At 71.4% G+C, this 19,541-nt stretch carries 16 protein-coding genes; 11 read left to right on the top strand and 5 right to left on the bottom strand.

Annotated features, from left to right (window positions below; genetic code table 11):
- Positions 1 to 274 precede the first annotated feature (274 nt).
- Complete coding sequence (locus tag CcI49_RS29175) at positions 275 to 2,596, top strand: CoA transferase (protein WP_076831573.1); 2,322 nt, start codon at positions 275 to 277, stop codon at positions 2,594 to 2,596.
- 43 nt (positions 2,597 to 2,639) lie between these two features.
- Here CcI49_RS29175 and CcI49_RS29170 read toward each other — a convergent pair whose 3' ends face one another.
- The 3 genes from CcI49_RS29170 to CcI49_RS29160 form a co-directional block, all read right to left on the bottom strand.
- Positions 2,640 to 3,395: an FCD domain-containing protein gene (locus tag CcI49_RS29170; protein ID WP_241840295.1), complete on the bottom strand. Its 756-nt coding sequence runs from the start codon at positions 3,393 to 3,395 to the stop codon at positions 2,640 to 2,642.
- A gap of 175 nt (positions 3,396 to 3,570) precedes the next feature.
- Complete coding sequence (locus CcI49_RS29165) at positions 3,571 to 4,395, bottom strand: enoyl-CoA hydratase/isomerase family protein (protein WP_076831567.1); 825 nt, start codon at positions 4,393 to 4,395, stop codon at positions 3,571 to 3,573.
- A gap of 23 nt (positions 4,396 to 4,418) precedes the next feature.
- The gene (locus tag CcI49_RS29160) at positions 4,419 to 5,531 is read right to left on the bottom strand and encodes an acyl-CoA dehydrogenase family protein (RefSeq protein ID WP_076831563.1); all 1,113 of its coding nucleotides are present in this window, start codon (positions 5,529 to 5,531) and stop codon (positions 4,419 to 4,421) included.
- A 272-nt stretch (positions 5,532 to 5,803) separates the two neighbouring features.
- On the opposite strand from CcI49_RS29160, the gene CcI49_RS29155 reads away from it, so the two are divergent.
- The 5 genes from CcI49_RS29155 to CcI49_RS29135 all read left to right on the top strand — a co-directional run bounded on the left by CcI49_RS29155 (position 5,804) and on the right by CcI49_RS29135 (position 12,073).
- Entirely contained in the window at positions 5,804 to 6,958 is a 1,155-nt protein-coding gene (locus CcI49_RS29155) for an acyl-CoA dehydrogenase family protein (RefSeq protein ID WP_076831560.1), read from the top strand.
- The gene (locus CcI49_RS29150) at positions 6,955 to 7,761 is read left to right on the top strand and encodes an enoyl-CoA hydratase/isomerase family protein (protein ID WP_241840294.1); all 807 of its coding nucleotides are present in this window, start codon (positions 6,955 to 6,957) and stop codon (positions 7,759 to 7,761) included. The genes CcI49_RS29155 and CcI49_RS29150 overlap by 4 nt, the downstream gene beginning before the upstream one ends.
- Before the next feature lie 162 nt (positions 7,762 to 7,923).
- Positions 7,924 to 9,132, top strand: a complete 1,209-nt coding sequence (locus CcI49_RS29145; RefSeq protein ID WP_076831557.1) for an acetyl-CoA C-acetyltransferase — start codon at positions 7,924 to 7,926, stop codon at positions 9,130 to 9,132.
- Positions 9,133 to 9,204: 72 nt separating this feature from the next.
- Positions 9,205 to 10,356, top strand: coding sequence for an acyl-CoA dehydrogenase family protein (locus CcI49_RS29140; RefSeq protein WP_076831554.1), 1,152 nt, complete (start codon positions 9,205 to 9,207; stop codon positions 10,354 to 10,356).
- A 34-nt stretch (positions 10,357 to 10,390) separates the two neighbouring features.
- Positions 10,391 to 12,073, top strand: a complete 1,683-nt coding sequence (locus tag CcI49_RS29135; protein WP_076831874.1) for an AMP-binding protein — start codon at positions 10,391 to 10,393, stop codon at positions 12,071 to 12,073.
- Positions 12,074 to 12,268: 195 nt separating this feature from the next.
- On the opposite strand, the gene CcI49_RS43655 is transcribed toward CcI49_RS29135, so the two are convergent.
- A complete protein-coding gene (locus tag CcI49_RS43655) occupies positions 12,269 to 12,868 on the bottom strand; it encodes a PaaI family thioesterase (RefSeq protein ID WP_241840293.1) in 600 nt (199 codons plus the stop codon).
- 261 nt (positions 12,869 to 13,129) lie between these two features.
- Between CcI49_RS43655 and CcI49_RS29125 the strand changes: the two genes are divergently transcribed.
- The 3 genes from CcI49_RS29125 (at position 13,130) to CcI49_RS29115 (ending at position 15,368) form a co-directional block, all read left to right on the top strand.
- The gene (locus tag CcI49_RS29125; RefSeq protein ID WP_076831867.1) at positions 13,130 to 14,281 is read left to right on the top strand and encodes an acyl-CoA dehydrogenase family protein; all 1,152 of its coding nucleotides are present in this window, start codon (positions 13,130 to 13,132) and stop codon (positions 14,279 to 14,281) included.
- A 110-nt stretch (positions 14,282 to 14,391) separates the two neighbouring features.
- The gene (locus CcI49_RS29120; protein ID WP_076831864.1) at positions 14,392 to 14,901 is read left to right on the top strand and encodes a MaoC family dehydratase N-terminal domain-containing protein; all 510 of its coding nucleotides are present in this window, start codon (positions 14,392 to 14,394) and stop codon (positions 14,899 to 14,901) included.
- Entirely contained in the window at positions 14,898 to 15,368 is a 471-nt protein-coding gene (locus CcI49_RS29115; RefSeq protein WP_076831551.1) for a MaoC/PaaZ C-terminal domain-containing protein, read from the top strand. The genes CcI49_RS29120 and CcI49_RS29115 overlap by 4 nt, the downstream gene beginning before the upstream one ends.
- A gap of 89 nt (positions 15,369 to 15,457) precedes the next feature.
- Here CcI49_RS29115 and CcI49_RS29110 read toward each other — a convergent pair whose 3' ends face one another.
- The gene (locus tag CcI49_RS29110) at positions 15,458 to 16,567 is read right to left on the bottom strand and encodes an acyl-CoA dehydrogenase family protein (protein ID WP_076831549.1); all 1,110 of its coding nucleotides are present in this window, start codon (positions 16,565 to 16,567) and stop codon (positions 15,458 to 15,460) included.
- Between the two features lie 153 nt (positions 16,568 to 16,720).
- Between CcI49_RS29110 and CcI49_RS29105 the strand changes: the two genes are divergently transcribed.
- Positions 16,721 to 18,160 (top strand): OB-fold domain-containing protein, encoded by a 1,440-nt coding sequence (locus CcI49_RS29105; RefSeq protein WP_076831545.1) that lies wholly within the window; start codon positions 16,721 to 16,723, stop codon positions 18,158 to 18,160.
- Between the two features lie 3 nt (positions 18,161 to 18,163).
- Positions 18,164 to 19,366 (top strand): acetyl-CoA acetyltransferase, encoded by a 1,203-nt coding sequence (locus CcI49_RS29100; RefSeq protein WP_076831542.1) that lies wholly within the window; start codon positions 18,164 to 18,166, stop codon positions 19,364 to 19,366.
- Positions 19,367 to 19,541: the final 175 nt, after the last annotated feature.

Below are 19,541 nucleotides of genomic sequence, written 5' to 3'. Positions count from 1 at the left end.
CATCCTTCCGCGTCGGCTGACCTGTGCTGATTCATGCTGCCGAGGGGCCTGGCCGGGCGGCCGGGGGTCGACAGATGATGCCGTATAGAGCAAAATTATCTGACTACTTCGCGCGCCGCGCCAGTGTTGGTTCAGCTTTCTCGGCCCCGGAGATCAATTTCTTACTGCTACCTGGATGTTGCTCCTGGTGATGTCGCCCGGGCGGTGCTCCAGGATCTGAGACAGGGCTCGGCGGGCATCGGACTCCGGTGCCCGCAGGCCCGTTGGAGGCGCTGTGGCAAGGCTGTCGGTAGAGGAGTTCCACCCGCTGGCCGGTGTGCGCGTTGTCGACCTCGGGCGCTGGGTCGCCGCACCCTGGTGCGCCCAGGTGCTGTCTTGGCTCGGGGCCGACGTCGTCCGGATCGAGCCGGCGGGCGGTGACCCACTGCTCGCGCTGGCCGCTGGCGCCGCCTCCGACGCCCGCTGCCTGTACGACGACGCGAACCGGGGCAAGACGGTCCGCCGCGCCGAGGACGCGGACGTCTACCTCGCGATGGTGCGTCAGGAGCTCGCGGCGGCCCGGGTGCTGGTCGACGACCACACCCCGGCCGAACTGACGGCTCTCGGCCTGGATCTCGACGACCTCGCGCGCGGGCACCCGCAGCTGGTGGTCGTGTCGGTGACGGCGCATGGCCTGGATGGTCCGCACGCCGACCGGCCAGCCTGCGAACTCACCGTCTACCACGCTGGGGGTGAGGGTGCGATGCTGCCCAGTGACAACGCTCACCGGCTGTTCCCGCATCGCCCGCCGGTGAGGCCGGGGCGGTTCCTGGCGGACCACGACACGGGCCTGACCGCCGCGGTCGCGGTGCTCGGGGCACTGGTAGGCGCGCGCCGCGGACAGCGTGGCGGCTTCGTCGAGGTCGCCGGGACGGAGGTCGAGTGCGGGCTGAACCGCACGACGCTTTCCCGGGCGTGGTTCGAGCGCCGCGACTTCGATCGTGCCTACCGTGGCTATGACTACGCTGGCGCGCTGCGCTGTCAGGACGGATGGATCGCCATCCGCCCGGTCGAGGAAAAGCACTGGATGTCGTTCTGCGAGGTGATCGGTCGGCCCGACCTCGCGACGGACCCTCGTTTCTCCGACCGGGGCCGCCGCTATGCCAACGCCGAGGACCTGACCGTAGAGTTGGAGGGCTGGACCTCCTCGCGGACCCGCGCGCAGGCGCGGGCGTCGTTGCTGGAAGCGGGCTGCCCTGGCGGTCCCTTCCTCGAGCCCTCCGAGCTCGCGAACGACCCGGCGATCGCCTCGCGACAGCTGCTGGGGCCGGTCCCCGGCGGCGGCTTGGCACCCGTGCGGTCGTTCCTGGTCAGCGGGAGAGGAGTCGGTGCGGCGGTCACGGCCGYCCCCCCGGCCCCGGCGAGGTCGGTCCCCGAGACCGGGCGGGAAGGCCTGCCGCTGGCCGGCCTGCGGGTGGTGGATCTGACCTGGGTGGCCGCCGGTCCGTACGCGACCGAGCTGCTCGCCTTCCTCGGTGCCGAGGTGGTCCGCGTCGAGTCGCCGCGCACCCCGGACCTGTTCCGCCGGGACATGTCCGACAGCGGGGCGGATCTCGACTCCTCGATCCGCTTCATGGATCTCAACCAGGCGAAGAAGTCCGTGGTGGCGGACCTGAAGACCCCCGAGGGCGTCGAGCTGGTGCTCGGCATGGTCGAGCGGGCGGACGTGCTGGTGGAGAACTACCGACCCGGGGTGCGGGCGCGGCTCGGCCTCGGCGACGACACCCTGCTCGAGCGCAATCCACGCCTCGTGGTCCTGGCACTTTCGGGGTTCGGGACGAACGCGCTCGACGCGAACCGTCCGGGCTATGCGTCGGTGTTCAACGCCGAGGGCGGGCTGGGTATGATGACGGGTTATCCCGACGCGCCGCCGTCCGACGTCCGGGACACGAACGATCTACGGGCCGGCACCAACGGTTGCCTCGGTGTCCTCGCCGGACTGTTCCACGTGCTCGGCGGTGGCGGCGGGATCACCGTCGACGCGGCGGCCCGCGACGCCCTGGTGGTGCTCCAGGGCCATCTCGTGCTGCAGGCCTCCCGCGGTGGCCGGCCGGTCCGGGCGGGGAACACTCTCGACCGCGCGGTGCCCTACGACTGCTACCGGTGCGGAGACGGGCGGTGGGTCGCCGTGGGGGTGCGGACCCGGGCGGAGTGGGACGGACTGGCCGCGTTGCTCGGGCCGGCGGCGGCGGATCCGCGGCTGCGCGACCTGGAAGGCAGGCTGCGCAGCCGCGCCGAGGTCGACCATCTCGTGCGCGATTTCGCGGCCGGCCGCGAGGCGCACGAGATGATCGAGGTGCTGACTGCGGTAGGTGTGCCCGCCGGTCTGTCCGCCGCGGCGAGTGACATCGCCGCCGATCCGCAGCTGCGGGCCAGAGCGGCCCTCCGCGAGGTCGACCATCCCCGGCTCGGCACGCTCACGCTGATGGGCTCGCCGTTCCGGTGGCGGTCGGCTGCGCCCGCCGAGCACCTGCGGCCGCCACTGCTCGGCGAGCACGGGACACTGGTGGCGCGGTCCTGGGGCCTGGCGGGCGGCGTCGGCGAGCTCGTGCGCTGAGCGGGGCTCAGCCCGCCGGGTCGACTCGGCTCACCGGCTGGACTCAGCTCATCAGATCCACGACGTACTCGGCGGGGAGGTCCTGGAGCAGGAACTCCCCCACCGCCTCGAGGTGCTGGTGCCAGTACTGTGCGATGTCGGCCGCGTTGCCCTCGCGGACCAGCTCCACCAGCTTCTCGTGGCTGCGGTGGGTGCGCCGGTGCATGGTCGGGATCCGGTTCGCCGCCGGGGTGGCCGAGGAGGACGCGATCGCCGACTCGATGACCGCGTACAGGACCCGCACCAGAAGATCCAGGGTCTTGCTGCCGGCCAGCTCCACCACACCGAGGTGCAGGGCCTCGTCGGCGGCGAGGAAGTCCGCCTGGGAGCCGCTCTTCATGGCGACCTCCTCCGCGGCGACGAGCTCCTCGAGACGGGCGATCTTCGCCGGGGTGAGGCTCGTCGCCAGCATCCGAGCGGCCTGCGTCTCCAGCAGGGTCCGGATCTCGTAGACGTCCTTGAGGCTGGCCCCGCGGTGCTGGAGGATGGCCCCGGCCTGGCGGGCCAGGGAGGCCGGCTCGGGCACCTGCACTCGGGCGCCGCCGCGGGCTCCCCGCAGCACGGTGATCAGGCCCTCCGCCTCCAGCATGCGGAACCCCTCGCGCAGGGTCGGCCGCGAGACGCCGAAGCGCTCCATCAGAACGGATTCGGACGGCAGCATCGTGCCCTCCGCCAGCTCGCCGCGTATGATCTGGCGCCGGAGCTGGCCCGCGACCAATTCGCCGGCTTTGGGAACGCGGACGTGGTCGGCCGTGGTCACGGTGGGACGGGCTCCTTGTCGGCGGCGCACGTTGATCGTTTGGTGATCTGCGGATGGTGCGGCCCCAAGGATACGCGGGGTCGCCAGGCGCGTCGGTGCTTCTCGCCCGCTCCTCACGCGTCCGCGTGGGCCGTGAACGGTCGGCCCACGCGGACGCGTGGCACGCGTGAAACCTCTAGGCCGGCGCGGTGGGTTCGTCGCCTGTCGGGCCGGAGAACCGCGCCGCGCGCTTCTCTCGGATGGCGCTCATGCCTTCGGCCGGATCGGGTCCGCCGAAGCCATAGAACTCCAGAGCGAGGGACGCGTCGAAGGATGGGCCCATGGCGCGGAACCAGTTGTTCAGGGCGTACTTCGTCCAGCGCACCGCGCTGGGCGAGACGGCCATCAGCTTCCGGGCGACACCGAGGGCGGTCTTGTGGAGGTCCGCCTCCTCCACGGCCAGTGACACCAGGCCGATGCGCTCGGCCTCGGCTCCGGTCAGCGTGTCGTTGGTCAGCAGGTAGTACTTGGCCTTGGCCATGCCGACGTTCAGCGGCCAGCTGATCACGGCGTGGTCGCCCGCGGCCACGCCCAGGCGGGTGTGGCCGTCGAGGATCTTCGCGGTCGTCGCGGCGATCGACACGTCGGCGAGGACGCCGACGACGAGTCCTGCGCCGACCGCCGGGCCGTGGATGGCGGAGACGACCGGCTTCGAGCAGTTGATGAGGTTGTAGACGAGGTCGCGGGCCTCGCGCATCACCCGGGTGCGTGAGGCGTAGTCGTCGATCATCTCCGAGAGCAGGTTGAAGTTCCCTCCGGAGGAGAACCCGCGCCCCTCCCCGCGGACGATCACGACGTCGGTGTCCGGGTCGCGGTCGATGACCCGCCACACCTCGGCGATGTCCCGGTGCATGCGCGGGCTCACGGAGTTCAGACCGGGCCCGTCGAAGACGATCTCCAGGATGCCGGGTTCCGGGCGTTCGAGCCGGAGGCTGGGGAAGTCGGCGTACAGGTCGGACATGTGATGCTCCCTTTCCGGGCTCTCTAGAGGCCGATGCGCTGGGCGACGAGCTCCCGGTGGTGCTCGGGGTCGCCGAACAGCTGCCGGGAGCTCCTGGCACGCTTGAAGTAGAGGTGCGCGGGGTGCTCCCAGGTGAAGCCGATGCCACCATGGATCTGGATGCTCTCGGCCGCACAGGTGAAGTAGGCCGTTGAGCAGTACGCCTTCGCCAGGCTCGCCACCGCCGGAAGCTCGGCGGTCAGACCGTTCGCTGCCCACAGGCCGTAGTAGGCGGCCGAGCGCGCTGACTCGACCTCGACGAGCATGTCCGCGCAGCGGTGCTTCACGGCCTGGAACGAACCGATCGCCTTCCCGAACTGCTGGCGGACCTTGGCGTACTCGACGGCCATCTCGAGGGTCTTCGCCGCTCCACCAACCTGTTCGGCCGCCAGCCCGACCACCGCCAGGTCCAGGACCCGTGACAGTACGGGCCAACCCCGGCCCTCCTCGCCGAGGAGGCGGGCGGGTGTCTCGTCGAAGCGCAGCCGGGCCTGCCGCCGGGTCATGTCCATCGTTGGGAGCGGGTCGCGGGTCAGGCCGGGGGCGTCGGCCTCGACGGCGAACAGCCCGACCCCCGCGCCGGTAACCGCCGCGACGATCAGCAGGTCCGCGGTGTGCCCGTCGAGGACGTAGGTCTTGGTGCCGCTGACCGACCAGGCTCCGTCGCGTGGCCGCGCGACGGTGGCGACGCCGCCCTCGTCCCACCGGCCGGACTCCTCGGTGAGCGCCAGCGTGCCCCGTATCGCACCGCTGACCAGGTCGGGCAGGTAGCGCTCGGCCGCGGCCTCGTCGCCGCAGTGCAGCAGTGTGCTGGTGGCCAGCACGACGCTCGACAGGTAGGGCGCGCACAGCAGCGAGCGGCCGGCCTCCTCCAGGACGATCCCGACCTCGAGGAAGCCGTAGCCGGCGCCGCCGAACCGCTCGGGAACAGCGAGCCCGAGAAGCCCGAGGTCGCCTATCTGCTTCCAGACCGCGGGGTCGAAGCCCTGCGGGGTCTCCATCAGCCTGCGGACCTCGGCCTCCGGTGACGTGTCGTCCAGGAGGTCGCGGACCATCCGGCGGAGATCCTCATGTTCCTCGCTGAACGTGAAGCTCACTGGGTGCTCCTCTGTCACTTCCGGTCGCCTGCAACTGTCGTGCGCCTGTCGCGGCCTGTGCTCTGTCACCGCAGGTCGACGGGGCACCGGGATCGCCACCGGACTGGTGGCCGCCCCGGAATTCTACACATAATCAGGTAGATAATTGTGTAAGGTGACGTCTGGTGGGTGGTCGGTGGAAGGTGCGCCGTGCATCCGTTCCTCCGCGTGCTGACGGCGTCGCGCGGACGTCCCACCAGGCCTTATGCCGTCGTCGCTGGGAGGCAGCCGCCGTGCAACGAAGGCACTTCGATGCGGAACATGTTGCGTTCCGGGACCTGTGCAGGTCGTTCTTTCTGAAGGAGTGCGCGCCGCACGTCGAGGCGTGGGAGAAGGCGGGGCAGGTCGACCGCGACGTCTGGCGGCGGGCCGGCGCCGCGGGGATGCTGCTCTGGGAGGCCCCGGAAGCGTACGGAGGCCAAGGCGTTCGAGACTACCGCTACTCCCAGGTGCTGGCCGAGGAACTGTACGGGACCGGCAGCGCGGGCCTGGGCTTCGGCCTGCAGAGCGACGTGATGCCGCCGTACCTGATCGATCTGACCACGGACGAGCAGAAGGCGCGCTGGCTGCCCGGATCCGTCACCGGCGACACGATCTGGGGCCTGGCGATCAGCGAGCCGGGCGCGGGCAGCGACGTCGGGTCGATCCGGGCCACCGCGATCCGCGACGGCGACACCTACGTCGTGAACGGGACGAAGACCTTCATCACCAACGGCCTGCTGCTGGACAAGGTGGTGGTCGCGGTCAAGACCGACCCCAGCCAGCGACACAAGGGTGTCAGCCTCATCGTGGTCGAGGAGGGCATGGCCGGCTTCGAGCGGGGTCGCCACCTGGACAAGATCGGCCAGCGGTCGCAGGACACCGCCGAGCTGTTCTTCCGGGACGTGCGGGTGCCGGTGGCGAACCTGGTTGGCGAGGAGGGCAGGGGCTTCGGCTACATGATGCGCAACCTGCCGCAGGAGCGGCTGGGCGCCGGGGTGGCCGCGACCGGGGTCATGTGGAGGGCGCTGGAGCTGACGGTCGACTACGTGCGCGGACGCCGCGCGTTCGGACAGGTGCTCGGCGCCTTCCAGAACACCCGGTTCGAGCTCGCCGCGATCAAGACGCTGTGCGAGGTCGCGCAGGCGTACGTGGACAAGGCAGTCGTCGAGCACCTGCGCGGCGACCTCACGCCCGAGGACGCGGCCGGGCTCAAGCAGTGGACGACCGACACCCAGAACCAGGTGGTCGACCGCTGCCTGCAGCTCTTCGGCGGCTACGGCTACATGAACGAGTACGAGATCGCGCGGCTGTGGCGTGACAGCCGGGTCCAGCGGATCTACGCGGGGAGCAACGAGGTCATGAAGGAGATCGTCGGGCGTTCCCTGGACCTGGACCGGCCGGCGTGACCTTCAAAGGGACAACCGTGCCGCGAGCGGCGTCCGTCCGTCTCGAGGTTGCCGACGGCGTCGGCACGATCAGGCTGGACCGCCCGCCGGTCAACGCCCTCGACAGCGCCATGCGCGCCCAGCTGGCCGCGGTGGCGGACGAGGCCGCCCGGCGCGACGACGTGCGCGCGGTGGTCGTCTACGGCGGGGAGCGGAACTTCGCCGCAGGGGCGGACGTGCGCGAACTCGCGGACACCGACCTGCCAGGCATGGTCGCCGGGGTGKGCACGTTGCAGGCGACGCTGGGCTCGGTGGCGGGCATTGGGAAACCGACGATCGCCGCCCTCACCGGGTACGCGCTCGGCGGCGGTCTGGAGATCGCGCTGGCCTGCGACTTCCGGGTCGCGGCCGAGAACGTCCGGCTGGGCCTGCCCGAGGTGCTCCTGGGCGTCATGCCGTGCGGCGGCGGTACCCAGCGGCTGGCCCGCCTGATCGGCCCCGCGGTCGCCAAGGACATGCTCTACACCGGCCGGCAGGTGCTCGCACCGGAGGCACTGTCGGCGGGCCTGGTCGACGCGGTGCACCCGCCCGGCGCGGTGTATGCGGCGGCACTCGCCCGTGCCGCCGCGTTCGCGGCGGCGCCCGCGCTGGCGCTGCGTGCGCTCAAGCTCGCCGTAGACGAGGGCCTGGGCGTGCCGTTGGAGGCGGGCCTCGCGGTCGAGCGGTCGCACTACATCGGCCTGTTCGGCACCGAGGACCGGGTCACTGGTATGGAGTCCTTCCTGGAACACGGCCCTGGCAGAGCGGTGTTCTCGGGGCGTTGAGCGCCGCAGGTCCCGGCGGGCCCGCGGCGCTCCGTGCGCCAGCGAAGCGTCAGTTGCCGGACGTCGATGTGCGTTTCACATGCAGTCAAGCTGTGCGGTGATCAGTTCCGGTTATCGCGGCTGACCACCGACAACGGCTACCGGCCATGGGAGTGACGAGCTATGCGAGATGCAGTCATCTGCGAGCCGGTCCGCAGCGCGGTCGGCGGGTACGGCGGTGCGCTGCGGCCCCTGACCGCCCACCAGCTGGGCGCGGCCGTGGTCCGCGGCCTGCTGGACCGGACCGGGCTGGGTTCCGGCGACATCGACGATGTCCTGTTCGGCTCGTGCTACCCCACGATGGAGGCCCCGGCACTGGGGCGGGTCGTGGCGCTGGACGCGGGGCTTGGGATGGAGGTCCCCGGGCTCCAGATCGACCGCCGCTGCGGGTCGGGCGTGCAGTGCGTCGTCACAGCGGCCATGCAGGTCCAGACCGGGGTGTCGGAGACGGTCATCGCCGGCGGCGCGGAGAGCATGAGCAACGCGGTGTTCTACTCCACTGCGATGCGCTGGGGCACCCGCGGCGACGTGACCCTGCACGACTCGCTCGTTCGCGGACGCACCACCGCCGGCGGTGCGCGTTTCCCGGTGCCCGGCGGAATGATCGAGACGGCGGAGAACCTGCGCGAGGCGTACGGGATCACCCGTGCCGAACAGGACGAGCTGGCCGTACGCTCGCACCGCCGCGCGGTCGAGGCGCAGTGGGCCGGACGCTTCGCCGACGAGATCATCCCGGTGACAGTCCCGGGCCGCGGGGGCGACGTCGTCGTCGACACCGATGAGCATCCCCGGCCTGACACGACCCTGGAGACGCTGGCCCGGCTGCGACCGATCATGGGTCGGACCGACGCGGGGGCGACAGTCACGGCCGGCAACGCCAGCGGCCAGAACGACGGGGCGTCGGCCTGCGTCGTGACCCATCGTGAGGCGGCGGGACGGCTGGGGCTGCGTCCACTGGCCCGGCTGGTGAGCTGGGCGGTGGCGGGTGTCCCGCCGCGGACCATGGGCATCGGCCCGGTGCCGGCAACCGCACGGGCGCTGGACCGGGCCGGGCTGAAGCTGTCGGACATGGACCTGATCGAGGTCAACGAGGCGTTCGCGGCCCAGGTCCTCGCCTGCGGCCGGGAATGGGGCTTCGGCCAGACGGACTGGGACCGGGTGAACGTCAACGGGTCGGGCATCTCGCTCGGGCATCCGGTGGCGGCGACCGGCGGCCGGATCCTGGCCACGATGCTGCGCGAGATGCACCGGCGCGGTGCGCGGTACGCCCTGGAGACCCTCTGTATCGGCGGCGGGCAGGGGATCGCCGCGATCTTCGAGCGGATCGACTGAGCACGATCCGCAGCGCGCCGGAATCACGGGAACGGAAGACGGGGACGGACGAACGCAGATGGGTGGGTGACAGTGCAGGACAGTGATTTCCGTGAGGTGGTGGCCTCGGTCCGTCGGTTCGTGCGGGAGCGGGTGGTGCCCGCCGAGGCCGAGATCGAACAGACCGATGTCATCCCCGCCGGCCTGAGGTCGGAGGCGGCCGAGATGGGCCTGTTCGGGTTCGCGATCCCGGAGCTGTACGGGGGGCTCGGCCTGTCGATGAGTGAGGAGGCGCGCCTCGTCTTCGAGCTGGGCTACACCACGCCGTCCTTCCGTTCGATGTTCGGGACGAACAACGGCATAGCCGGGCACGTGTTGCTCGAGGGCGCGACCGAGGAGCAGAAGAAGGCGTACCTGCCGAACATCGCCTCCGGGCAGTGGGTGGCGTCCTTCGCGCTGACCGAGGAGGGCGCCGGGTCCGATCCCGCCGGGCTGGTCACCTCCGCGCGCCGGGACGGCGAGAGCTGGGTGATCGACGGGGCGAAGCGCTACATCACCAACGCGCCCGACGCCGACGTGTTCATGGTCTTCGCGCGGACGGACCCCGACGCTACGGGCAGCCGGGGCATCAGTGCGTTCATGGTCGAGCGGAACACTCCGGGCCTGACCGTCGGCCCCAAGGACGCCAAGATGGGCCAGGCCGGTGCCTTGACCGCGGACGTGTACTTCGACGGCGTCCGGGTCGACGGGCACACGCTGATCGGCGGGGCCGACGGGGTCGGCCGCGGCTACGCGACGGCGATGCGCTGCCTGGCGCACGGGCGCATTCACATCGCCGCGCTGTGCGTCGGGCTGTCGCAGCGCCTGGTCGACGAGTCGGTGGCGTACGCGGCGACCCGCCAGCAGGGCGGCGGCGTCATCGGCTCCCACCAGCTCATCCAGGGCCTGCTCGCGGACTCGGCGACGGACCTGTTCGCAGCGCGGGCACTGGTGAAGGACGTCGCGGCCGCCTTCGACGACGGCAGCGACACCCGGCTCGGGCCATCCTGCGCGAAGTACTTCGCCTCGGAGGCAGTGGGCCGCATCGCCGACCGGGCGGTGCAGATCCACGGCGGTAGCGGATACATGCGCGGCGTCCCGGTGGAGCGGTTCTATCGCGACGCCCGACTGTTCCGGATCTACGAGGGCACCAGCCAGATCCAGCAGATCGTCATCGCTCGCCAGCTCCTGCGCGACGCCGGATAGTTCGCCGGGGCCGGCCGACATGGAGTTGAGCACGATGCCCGAGAATCCGCCGGCCGAGGGTCGGCCGGTACCGCCGCCCTGGCCGGCGGATCCGCGTTTCGACCTGCTGTGCGGGACGATTCCCGCCGCGCTGCTGCGGACGGCGGAGCGCTTCCCTGACGTGGAGGCGACTGTGGACGCCACCGCCCGGCGCACCTATCGTCAGCTCGCCGACGACGCGCTGGACGCGGTGTCGGCAATGTCGGCGCTCGGGGTGCGTGCAGGCGACCGGGTGGCGGTGTGGGGCCCGAACACCGCCGGGTGGGTCCTCGCCGCGCTTGGGGCGCAGGGCGCGGGGGCGGCGCTCCTTCCGCTGAACACCAGGTACACCGGGTACGAGGTGCTCGACATCCTGCGGCGGGCCGCCCCGCGCCTGCTCCTGGTCACCCCGGAGGTGGCCGGGCGCGACCTGCTGGCCGACCTCGCCGGCGCCGGCCCGCTACCGCCCTGCGTCGAGGCGGTAGTGGTGCTCGGCGGTGCGACCCGGCCCGGCCACGTGAGCTGGAATGACCTGCTCGCCGGTGTCCCCACTGGCGGGCGCGCGGTGGCCCGCGGCCGGATCGCCCGGGTGGGTCCGGACGACATCAGCGACATCATGTTCACCTCCGGGACGACCGGGCGCTCCCGCGGCGTCGTGTCCCGGCACGGTCAGTCGCTGCGCGCACACGGCTACCTCGGGATGCTGCTGGGCCTGGCCCCGGGCGAGCGCTATCTGGTCATCCCGCCGTTCTTCCACTCCTTCGGTTACAAGGCCGGCTGGATGGCCTGTCTGGTGCACGGCGCGACGATGCTGCCGGTCGAGCGGTACGACGCGGACGAGGTGCTGCATGCCGTGGAACGGGAGCGGATCACGGTGCTGTCCGGTCCGCCCACCCTGTTCGTCGACCTGTTCGCCGCGGCGGCGCGCTCCGCGTTCGACCTGTCCAGCCTGCGCGCCACCATCCCGTCTGCGGCGAAGGTCCCGGCTGAGCTGATCCACCGGCTGCATCGGGATCTCGGCTTCGAGACGGTCCTCAGCGGCTACGGGCTGACCGAGGCCACGGCGCTCGTCACCAGCTGCCTGCCCGGCGACGCCGCCGAGGACGTCGCCGGCACGGTTGGCCGGCCGGTCCCGGGAGTGGAGATCAGCCTGGTCGGCCCGGACGGCGGCCAGGTGCCTCCTGGCGAGGCGGGGGAGCTGCTCGTGCGCGGGTACGTCGTCTCGCCGGGCAGATGGGTCGACGCCTCGCCGGACGCGCCGGCGGCGCTCCCACCCGTCGCGGACGCCGACGGGTGGCTGCACACCGGCGATGTTGCGATCCGGGACGAGCGCGGCTACGTGCGGATCGTGGACCGGCTCACCGACATGTACGTCTCCGGGGGCTTCAACGTCTACCCGGCCGAGGTCGAGCTGGTGCTCTCCGGGCATTCCGCCGTCGTCGCCGCCGCGGTGGTCGGCGTCCCCGACGTGCGGCTGGGGGAGGTGGGGGTCGCCTACGTCGTCCCCGGGACCGCCGACTCCACTGAGGGTCTGGAGACCGAGCTCGTGGGGTGGCTGCGGGAGCGGGTCGCGCACTACAAGGTCCCACGCGAGGTGCGGATCGTCCCCTCGCTTCCCCGCACCGCGATGATGAAGATCCGCAAGAACGTGCTGCGCGACGCGGAACGGGCCCGCCGCCCGCCGGCCGGCGACATCTAGTGTTTGCGTCCACCTTGTGTTCCCGCGACCGCCATGAGCCCTTTGTGCGTCGCCCTGGCCTGGCTCTGGTGGCGATGCCGGCTCGGGGCCGCGCCCAAGCCGGCCACCGCCAGTGCCGAGTCGCAGCATTCTGACGTAACTGATCTCCGATCTGACTGATCGCATGATTCGGGCTGGAGTGTCCCGGGCTGCGTGCTAGGCGGTCGTGGTGTCCCCCGTCTTCGTACCCGCGTTGACCGTCCGGGCGTCGACGTCGGCCAGCCAGGCCCGGTGGCGCTCGAAGTGGGCCCAGTCTCGGGTGACCATGACGGCGGACGCGGTGGCGAGCAGCTCCCCGCTGGGGTAGAGGCGCAGCTCCGCTGTGACGTACCGGCGGCGGCCCTCGCTGCGTTCGATCCACGCCCGTCCGCGCAGGGGCCGGTTGATCGGGACGGGTTTCGTGAACGTCACCGAGAGCTGGCCGGTGACGGCGAGCTGCTGGCGCAGCAGGAGGACGTGGCCGAGTAGCTCGTCGAAGGCCGCGGCCGTCCAGCCGCCGTGGGCCACTTCGGGGCCGCCCTCGTACTCGGAGCCGCAGACGAGCTCGGTGACCACGGCGCCGTCCGCGGCGAGGGTCTCCCTGGTGAGGCCGAGGTGGCAGCGGCCCAGGCGGGAGCATCCCGCGCACAGCGAGATGCCGCCGCCTTCGGCGGGCCCCGGGGCCGACTGGAGGGCCGCGACATCGGCCGCCGTGGAGTCGAGCGTGTCCTGTGTCGTGCCTATCGCCGTGCCACCTGGTGTGTCCTGTGCCGTCAACGTTTCTCCTCGGGGGACGCGGCCTGCCGCGCTTGTTCCGGGTGGGGACGCGCTTGTCGCCTCTCCTATATCGTGCAAAAATCTAACTGATACAGGGGTGGTTGTCGCTGCCGTGCCTCCCGTGGCGTGAGCGGGCCGGGTCTGCTCGTCCGGTGGACGGGCAGCGGCTAAGCGGGCGGCCGGACCCAGCTACCCGCTGTCTTCCCCGTCCTGCCGGCCGCGCCGTGTGTGTGGCCCCTGGACCTGGACCTGGACGAGGACATGGACTTCGGACTGACTGACGAGCAGAGCCTCCTGCAGAAGACGGCGCGCGAGTTCGTGACGAGGACGTGCCCGCCGGAGCGTGCCAAGGAGTGGGACGAGTCGGATACCTATCCGGTGGAGCTGTTCACTGCGATGGCGGATCTGGGCTGGCTGTCCCTGCCGTTCCCCGAGTCGATCGGGGGAGCCGAGGGCGGGATCACCGAACTGTGCATCCTCGCCGAGGAACTTGGCCGGGCCAGCCTCGACGTTGCGATGTGTTACGCCGGCACCTTCATCCCGGGTCTGACGCTGCTGCGCTGGGGAACTCCCGAGCAGCACGAGCGTTATCTCGGCGAGATGATGGCGGGGCGCGCCCGCCTGGTGGTGGCGATGAGCGAGCCGGACGCCGGCTCGGATGTCGCGGCGTTGCGCACCAGCGCGGTGGACGCGGGTGACCATTTCGTCGTGAACGGGCAGAAGGCGTGGTGCACGGGTGCCGGTCTGCCCGGGTCGATTATCGCGATGTACGTCCGCACCGACCCCGACGCCCCACGCCGCCGCGGGCTGTCGCTGCTCCTGATCGACCCCAACTCGCCCGGGGTGGAGGTCCGGCGGACCCCGACGCTGGCCCGGCACATCCTGGGGACGAACGAGGTCTTCCTCACCGATGTCCGGGTGCCGAAGGAGAACCTCGTCGGCCCGCTCAACGGGGGCTGGGAGGTCATGCTCTCGGGCCTGGACATCGAGAAGATCCTCATGAGCGCGGCCTACACCGGGACCGCGCAGGCGACCCTCGACGAGGCGCTGGCCTACGCGCGCGAGCGGGAGGCGTTCGGACGCCCGATCGGCTCGTTTCAGTCGCTCGCGCACGCCCTGGCTGATCTGCAGACCGAGATCGACGCGGCCCGGCTGCTGTCCTACCGGGCGGCGTGGCTGCTCGCCGCCGGCCGGGCGTGCACCCGGGAGGGTGCCATGGCCAAGCTCAAGGGCTCCGAGACCTATGTGGCGGCGGCGCGGTGGGGAATGCAGATCCTGGCGGGCCACGGCTTCTCCACCGAGAGCGTGATGAGCTTCCGCTGGCGGGAGTCGATCGTCGCCACGATCTCGGGTGGCACGAGCCAGATCCAGCGCAACGCCATCGCCCGCAGCATGGGCCTGCGGTCCAGCTGAACGCGGGGACCTCGGCGCGGGTGTGCCGCGCCCGTCCCGTGCCCTGTGCGTGAATTCGCCGGACCCGCTGATCGTCATGCGCGGGGTACGGCCTGACTCTTGGAGGTGTGGTGACCGACTTCCAGTTTCCTGTGGAGGCGGGGCATATCCTGCTTTTCGCGCGTGCGCTGGGTTACCCCGACTCGGGCTGTGCCCCGGCCGCGGATGGGAGCGTGGTCGCGCCCCCGACGTTCCTGCAGGCCAGCGCCCAGTACGACCCCGAGTTCCCGTTGCGTCCGAGGGCGGGAGAGCCCTGGCTCGGTTCCGGCCGGACCGCGAGCGGTGTTGAGCCGATGGCGGGCGGCGGGGGGCTGCACGCCGAGCAGCACTTCGAGTACCACCGGCTGCTGCAGGTCGGCGAGGTGCTGACCGTCTCGCGGACGGAGGGCAAGACCTGGGAGAAGTCCGGGCGCCGGGGCGGCCTGCTCCGGTTCGTCGAGACGATCACGGAGTACCGGGACGCCACGGGCGCGCCGGTGGTCACCGCCCGCAGCGTGAGCGTGGTGCCCGAACATGTGGTGGCCAACGAGAGCGCCGACGCGCCCGCGCTCGCGCCAGCGGAGACGGCGGTGTCGCGATGAGTGGTTCCCTGCCCGGCACGGCCGCCGTCGGCGACGTGTTCGAGACGGTCCTCACCGAGGATCTCACCCGCACCCAGCTGGTGATGTACGCCGGCAGCTCCGGCGACTACAACCCGCTGCACACCGATGACCTGTACGCCCGCGAGGCGGCCGGTTACCCCGGGGTGTTCGCCCACGGCATGCTCACCATGGGCATGACGGGCCGGGCCGTGACGGAGCTGATCGGCGACGCCTGCCTGCTGCGTTACGGTGTGCGTTTCCGTAGCCAGGTGTGGCCCGGTGACAGACTGACCACCCGGCTCACGGTCTCGAGCGTCACGGAGGAAGGCGGCGCGCGAATCGTCGAACTCGACGTCGTCACGACCAACGGTGCCGGTGTCGAGGTCGTGAGTGGCTACGCGGCCGCCACGCTCGGTCCCGCCACGTCGATTGCGTCCGCGGCCCCCGCCGAGTCCGCTTCGGCCTAGCAGGCGCCGGCAGTGCTCGACTTCGCGCCGCCGCCGGGACAGTGACCACTGTCCCGGCGGCGGCGCGAGTGCGTTGCGGGCCGGGCGGCTCAGATCCCGACGCCCCGCGAGACCAGCTCCCGGTGGTGGTCGGCCGAGCCGAACAGGAACTGGCTGGCCTTCGCGCGCTTGAGGTACAGATGCGCCGGATGCTCCCACGTGTACCCGATGCCGCCGTGGATCTGAAGGTTCCCGGCGGCGCAGTGGTAATACGCCTCCGAGCAGTACGCCTTGGCGACCGACGCCGAGAGCGGCAGCTCGGGGGAGTCGGTGGCGGCGGTCCACAGCGCGTAGTAGGCGGCGGCGCGGGCGGACTCGACCTGCAGGAGCATGTTGGCGCAGGTGTGCTTGACCGCCTGGAACGAGCCGATCGGCCGGCCGAACTGCTCGCGGACCTTCGCGTACCCGACAGCCATCTCCATAGTGCGGGCGGCCCCGCCGACCTGTTCGACCGCGAGTGCGGCGGCCGCGACGGCGAGCACCTTCTCGATCACCGGCCAGGCCTCGCCCGCGCCGAGACGCTGCGCGGGTGTGCCGTCCAGCTCGAGCCGGGCCCACTTGCGGGTCTGGTCGAGAGTAGGCAGCAGCGTCCGGGTGAGGCGGGGCGCGTCCCCGGCGACGAGGAACAGGCCGGTCTCGGCGCCGCAGCGGGCGACGACGATCAGCAGGTCGGCGATGTGCCCGTCGGGGACGAAGGTCTTGGTGCCGGTGAGGCGCCACCCGTCGGGCCCGTGCTCGGCAGTGGCCGTGACACCGTCGCGGTCCCAGCGTGCGGAGTCCTCAGTGAGGGCCACAGTGGCGATCCGTTCGCCCGCGGCCATGGCGGGCAGATGTTCCTGGGCGGCGGCCTCGTCCCCGGCGGTGAGCAGGGCCGTGCCCGCCAGGACGACGGTGGACAGGTACGGGGCGCACAGCAACACCCGTCCGGCCTCCTCCAGCACGACCCCGACCTCCAGCAGGCTGTAGCCGGCCCCGCCGAACCGCTCGGGTGTGGTGAGGCCGAGCAGGCCGATCTCGGCGAACTGGCTCCAGAGCTTTCGGTCGTAGCCGTCCCTGGTCGCCATGAGGCGCCGGACGTCGGCCTCGGTCGACAGGTCGGTCAGCACGTCGACCACGGTCCTGCGTAGTTCGTCCTGTTCCTCGGTGAAGGAGAAGTCCATCGCCGGCCTCAGTCGTGCCGGTGCGTGGGGAAGCCCACGGCGAGGTTCTGATCACGGACGTCTCGCATGTCTGACTCCTCCTGTGTCGCCATCCAGATTCGTTTTAATTAGCTGTATTATTACACGATGTTGGGACGTCTTTGAGGAGGTCGCGTGGCGCGGTCGGTAGGGATCATCGGCTACGGGGCGTACGTGCCGTACTGGCGGCTGGAGCGCTCCGCGATCGCTGGGGCGCTGGGCTCGGGTGGCGGCAGGGGGGCCAGGGCTGTCGCCTCCTGTGACGAGGACACGACGACGCTCGGCGTCGAGGCGGCCCGTGCGGCGCTTCGCGGGCGTGCGGTCGCACCCTCGGCCGTCTACTTCAGTACGACGGCGCCCGCGTACGTCGACAAGACCAACGCGACAGCCGTGCACGCTGCGCTCGGGCTCGGTGCCGACGTGCTCGCCGTGGACTTCGGCGGGGCGGTCCGCAGCGGCGTGGGGGCACTTCTCACGGCGACCGCAGCCGCCGCGGGCGGCGCGCGCGGGCTGGTGGTCCTCTCGGACACCCGCACCGGGCTCCCCGGGGGGGCTGACGAGTCGGTCGGCGGGGACGCCGCCGCCGCCCTTCTCGTTGGCGCGGACTCGCCGACCGCCCCGGTGCTCGCCGAGCTCGTCGCGCAGGCGGGTGCCACCGCCGAGTTCCTCGATCGCTGGCGGGTGCCCGGGGCGCCGGCGTCGCGGGTCTGGGAGGAGCGATTCGGCGAGCAGGAGTACGTACCGCTCGCTCAGGAGGCGTTCGCCGCGGCGGTCAAGGACGCCGACCTCACCCCCGACCAGCTTGATCACGTGATTGTCGTGGGCACGCACGCCCGGGCGGTGCGCGCGTTCGGCGCGCGGTGCGGTGCCCGTGCCGGCGTCCTCACTCCCGACCTCGGCGACCTGATCGGAAACCCGGGCACCGCGCAGCCCGGTGTCGTGCTGGCCGACGTCCTCGACCGGGCCGAGCCCGGCCAGACGATCGCGCTGGTCGTGCTCGCGGATGGCGCGACCGTGACGATCTGGCGGGCGACCGCGGCGCTCGCTGCCGGCCGGCCGGCGCTGAGCGTCGCAGACCAGGTGGCCGCGGGCAACAGCTCGCTGTCATACCCGACCTTCCTGAGCTGGAAGGGTTTCCTCGACCGGGAGCCGCCGCGCCGCCCGGACCCCGCCGCTCCCGCAGCGCCGCCCTCGGCGCGTTCCTCGGCGTGGAAGTTCGGCTTCACCGCGGCGAAGTGCAAGGTGTGCGGGGACGTCCAGCTCCCCCCTGCCAGGGTCTGCAAGAAGTGCGGCGCGCTGGACGAGTCCACTCCGGTGGCGCTGGCGGACGTCCCCGCCACCGTCGCCACGTTCACGGTGGACCGCCTGGCCTACACGCCGAGCCCGCCGCTGGTCGGCCTCGTCATCGACTTCGACGGCGGTGGCCGCACCGACTGCGAGCTGACCGACAGCACCGGTGAGGTGGCGATCGGCCAGCGGGTGGAGATGACCTTCCGGCGGATCTTCACTGCCGGCAACGGGATCCACAACTATTTCTGGAAGGCCCGCCCGGTCCGTAGTGCGAAGGAGCGTTGAGCAATGGCGTCCACAGGGATTCGTGATCGCGTCGCGATCGTCGGGATGGGCTGTACGGCGTTCGGTGAGCACTGGGACAAGGGGGTCTCCGACCTGCTGGTGGAGTCCTCGCAGGCGGCGATGAAGTCTGCCGGGGTCACCAGGGACGACATCGACGCCTACTGGCTCGGCACGATGGGCTCCGGTACCAGCGGGCTGACGCTGTCCCGGGCTCTGCGGCTCGACAACAAGCCGGTGACGCGGCTGGAGAACTACTGCGCCACCGGTTCGGAGGCGCTGCGCAACGCCTGCTACGCGGTGGCCTCCGGGGCGTACGACATGGCGATGGCGATCGGTGTGGAGAAGCTGAAGGACTCGGGCTTCTCGGGTCTGGTAGCCACCCCGGTGCCCGGTGACGGGACCGGCAGTGAGCTGACCGCCCCGGCGGCGTTCAGCCTGCTCGCGCCCGCCTACGCCCGGCGGTACGGCGTCGACGCCGCCGAGCTGAAGGACGTCCTGGCCCGGATCGCGGCGAAGAACCATTTCAACGGGGCGCGYAACCCGCGGGCGCAGTTCCGCAAGGAGGTGAGCCGCCAGACCGTCTGCGACGCACCGCTCATCGCCGGGGCGCTGGGGGTCTTCGACTGCAGTGGGGTCTCCGACGGCAGCGCGGCCGCGATCGTCGTGCGGGCGGAGGACGCCCACCGCTACACCGACCGGCCGATCTACGTGAAGGGCCTGTCGTTCGTCGCTGGTCCGGCGACCGGCACCAGCGACCCGTCGTACGACTACACCACCTTCCCCGAGGTGGTCGCGAGCGCGCAGGACGCCTACCGGCAGGCCGGGGTGGTCGACCCCCGCCGGGAGCTGGCGATGGCGGAGGTGCACGACTGCTTCACACCGACCGAGCTGGTCCTGATGGAGGACCTGGGCTTCGCCGAGCGCGGCTTCGGTTGGAAGGAGGTTCTCGCGGGAACCTACGAGCTGGGCGGGGAACTGCCGGTTAACCCGGACGGCGGACTGAAGGCGTTTGGGCACCCGATCGGGGCGAGTGGCCTGCGGATGATGTTCGAGTGCTGGCTGCAGCTGCGGGGCGAAGCGCCGCCGGAGCGCCGGATCGCCTCGGTGGGCCAGGGCCGCACGCTCGCGCTGACCCACAACCTCGGGGGACGGCCGGGTGAGTGCGTCTCGTTCGTGAGTGTGGTCGGCTCCGAGCCAAGCGCCTGAACTGTCTCACCGGCAGACGCCTCCCACCGGCACGGCGCCGTCCCGCCCGTGGAACGCCATCCCACCGGCTGAATCCGGGGCCACCACCAGGGCTCCTGGCTCGAAAGTGAGCCGAGAGCCCTGCTGCCGTCCAGGGATCCGAGGCTTTTATTTAGCTAACTATTTGTTATGATTC

The organism is Frankia sp. CcI49 (assembly GCF_001983215.1).
GTDB lineage: Bacteria > Actinomycetota > Actinomycetes > Frankiales > Frankiaceae > Parafrankia > Parafrankia irregularis.
This window is presented reverse-complemented; position numbering and strand designations above follow the sequence as displayed.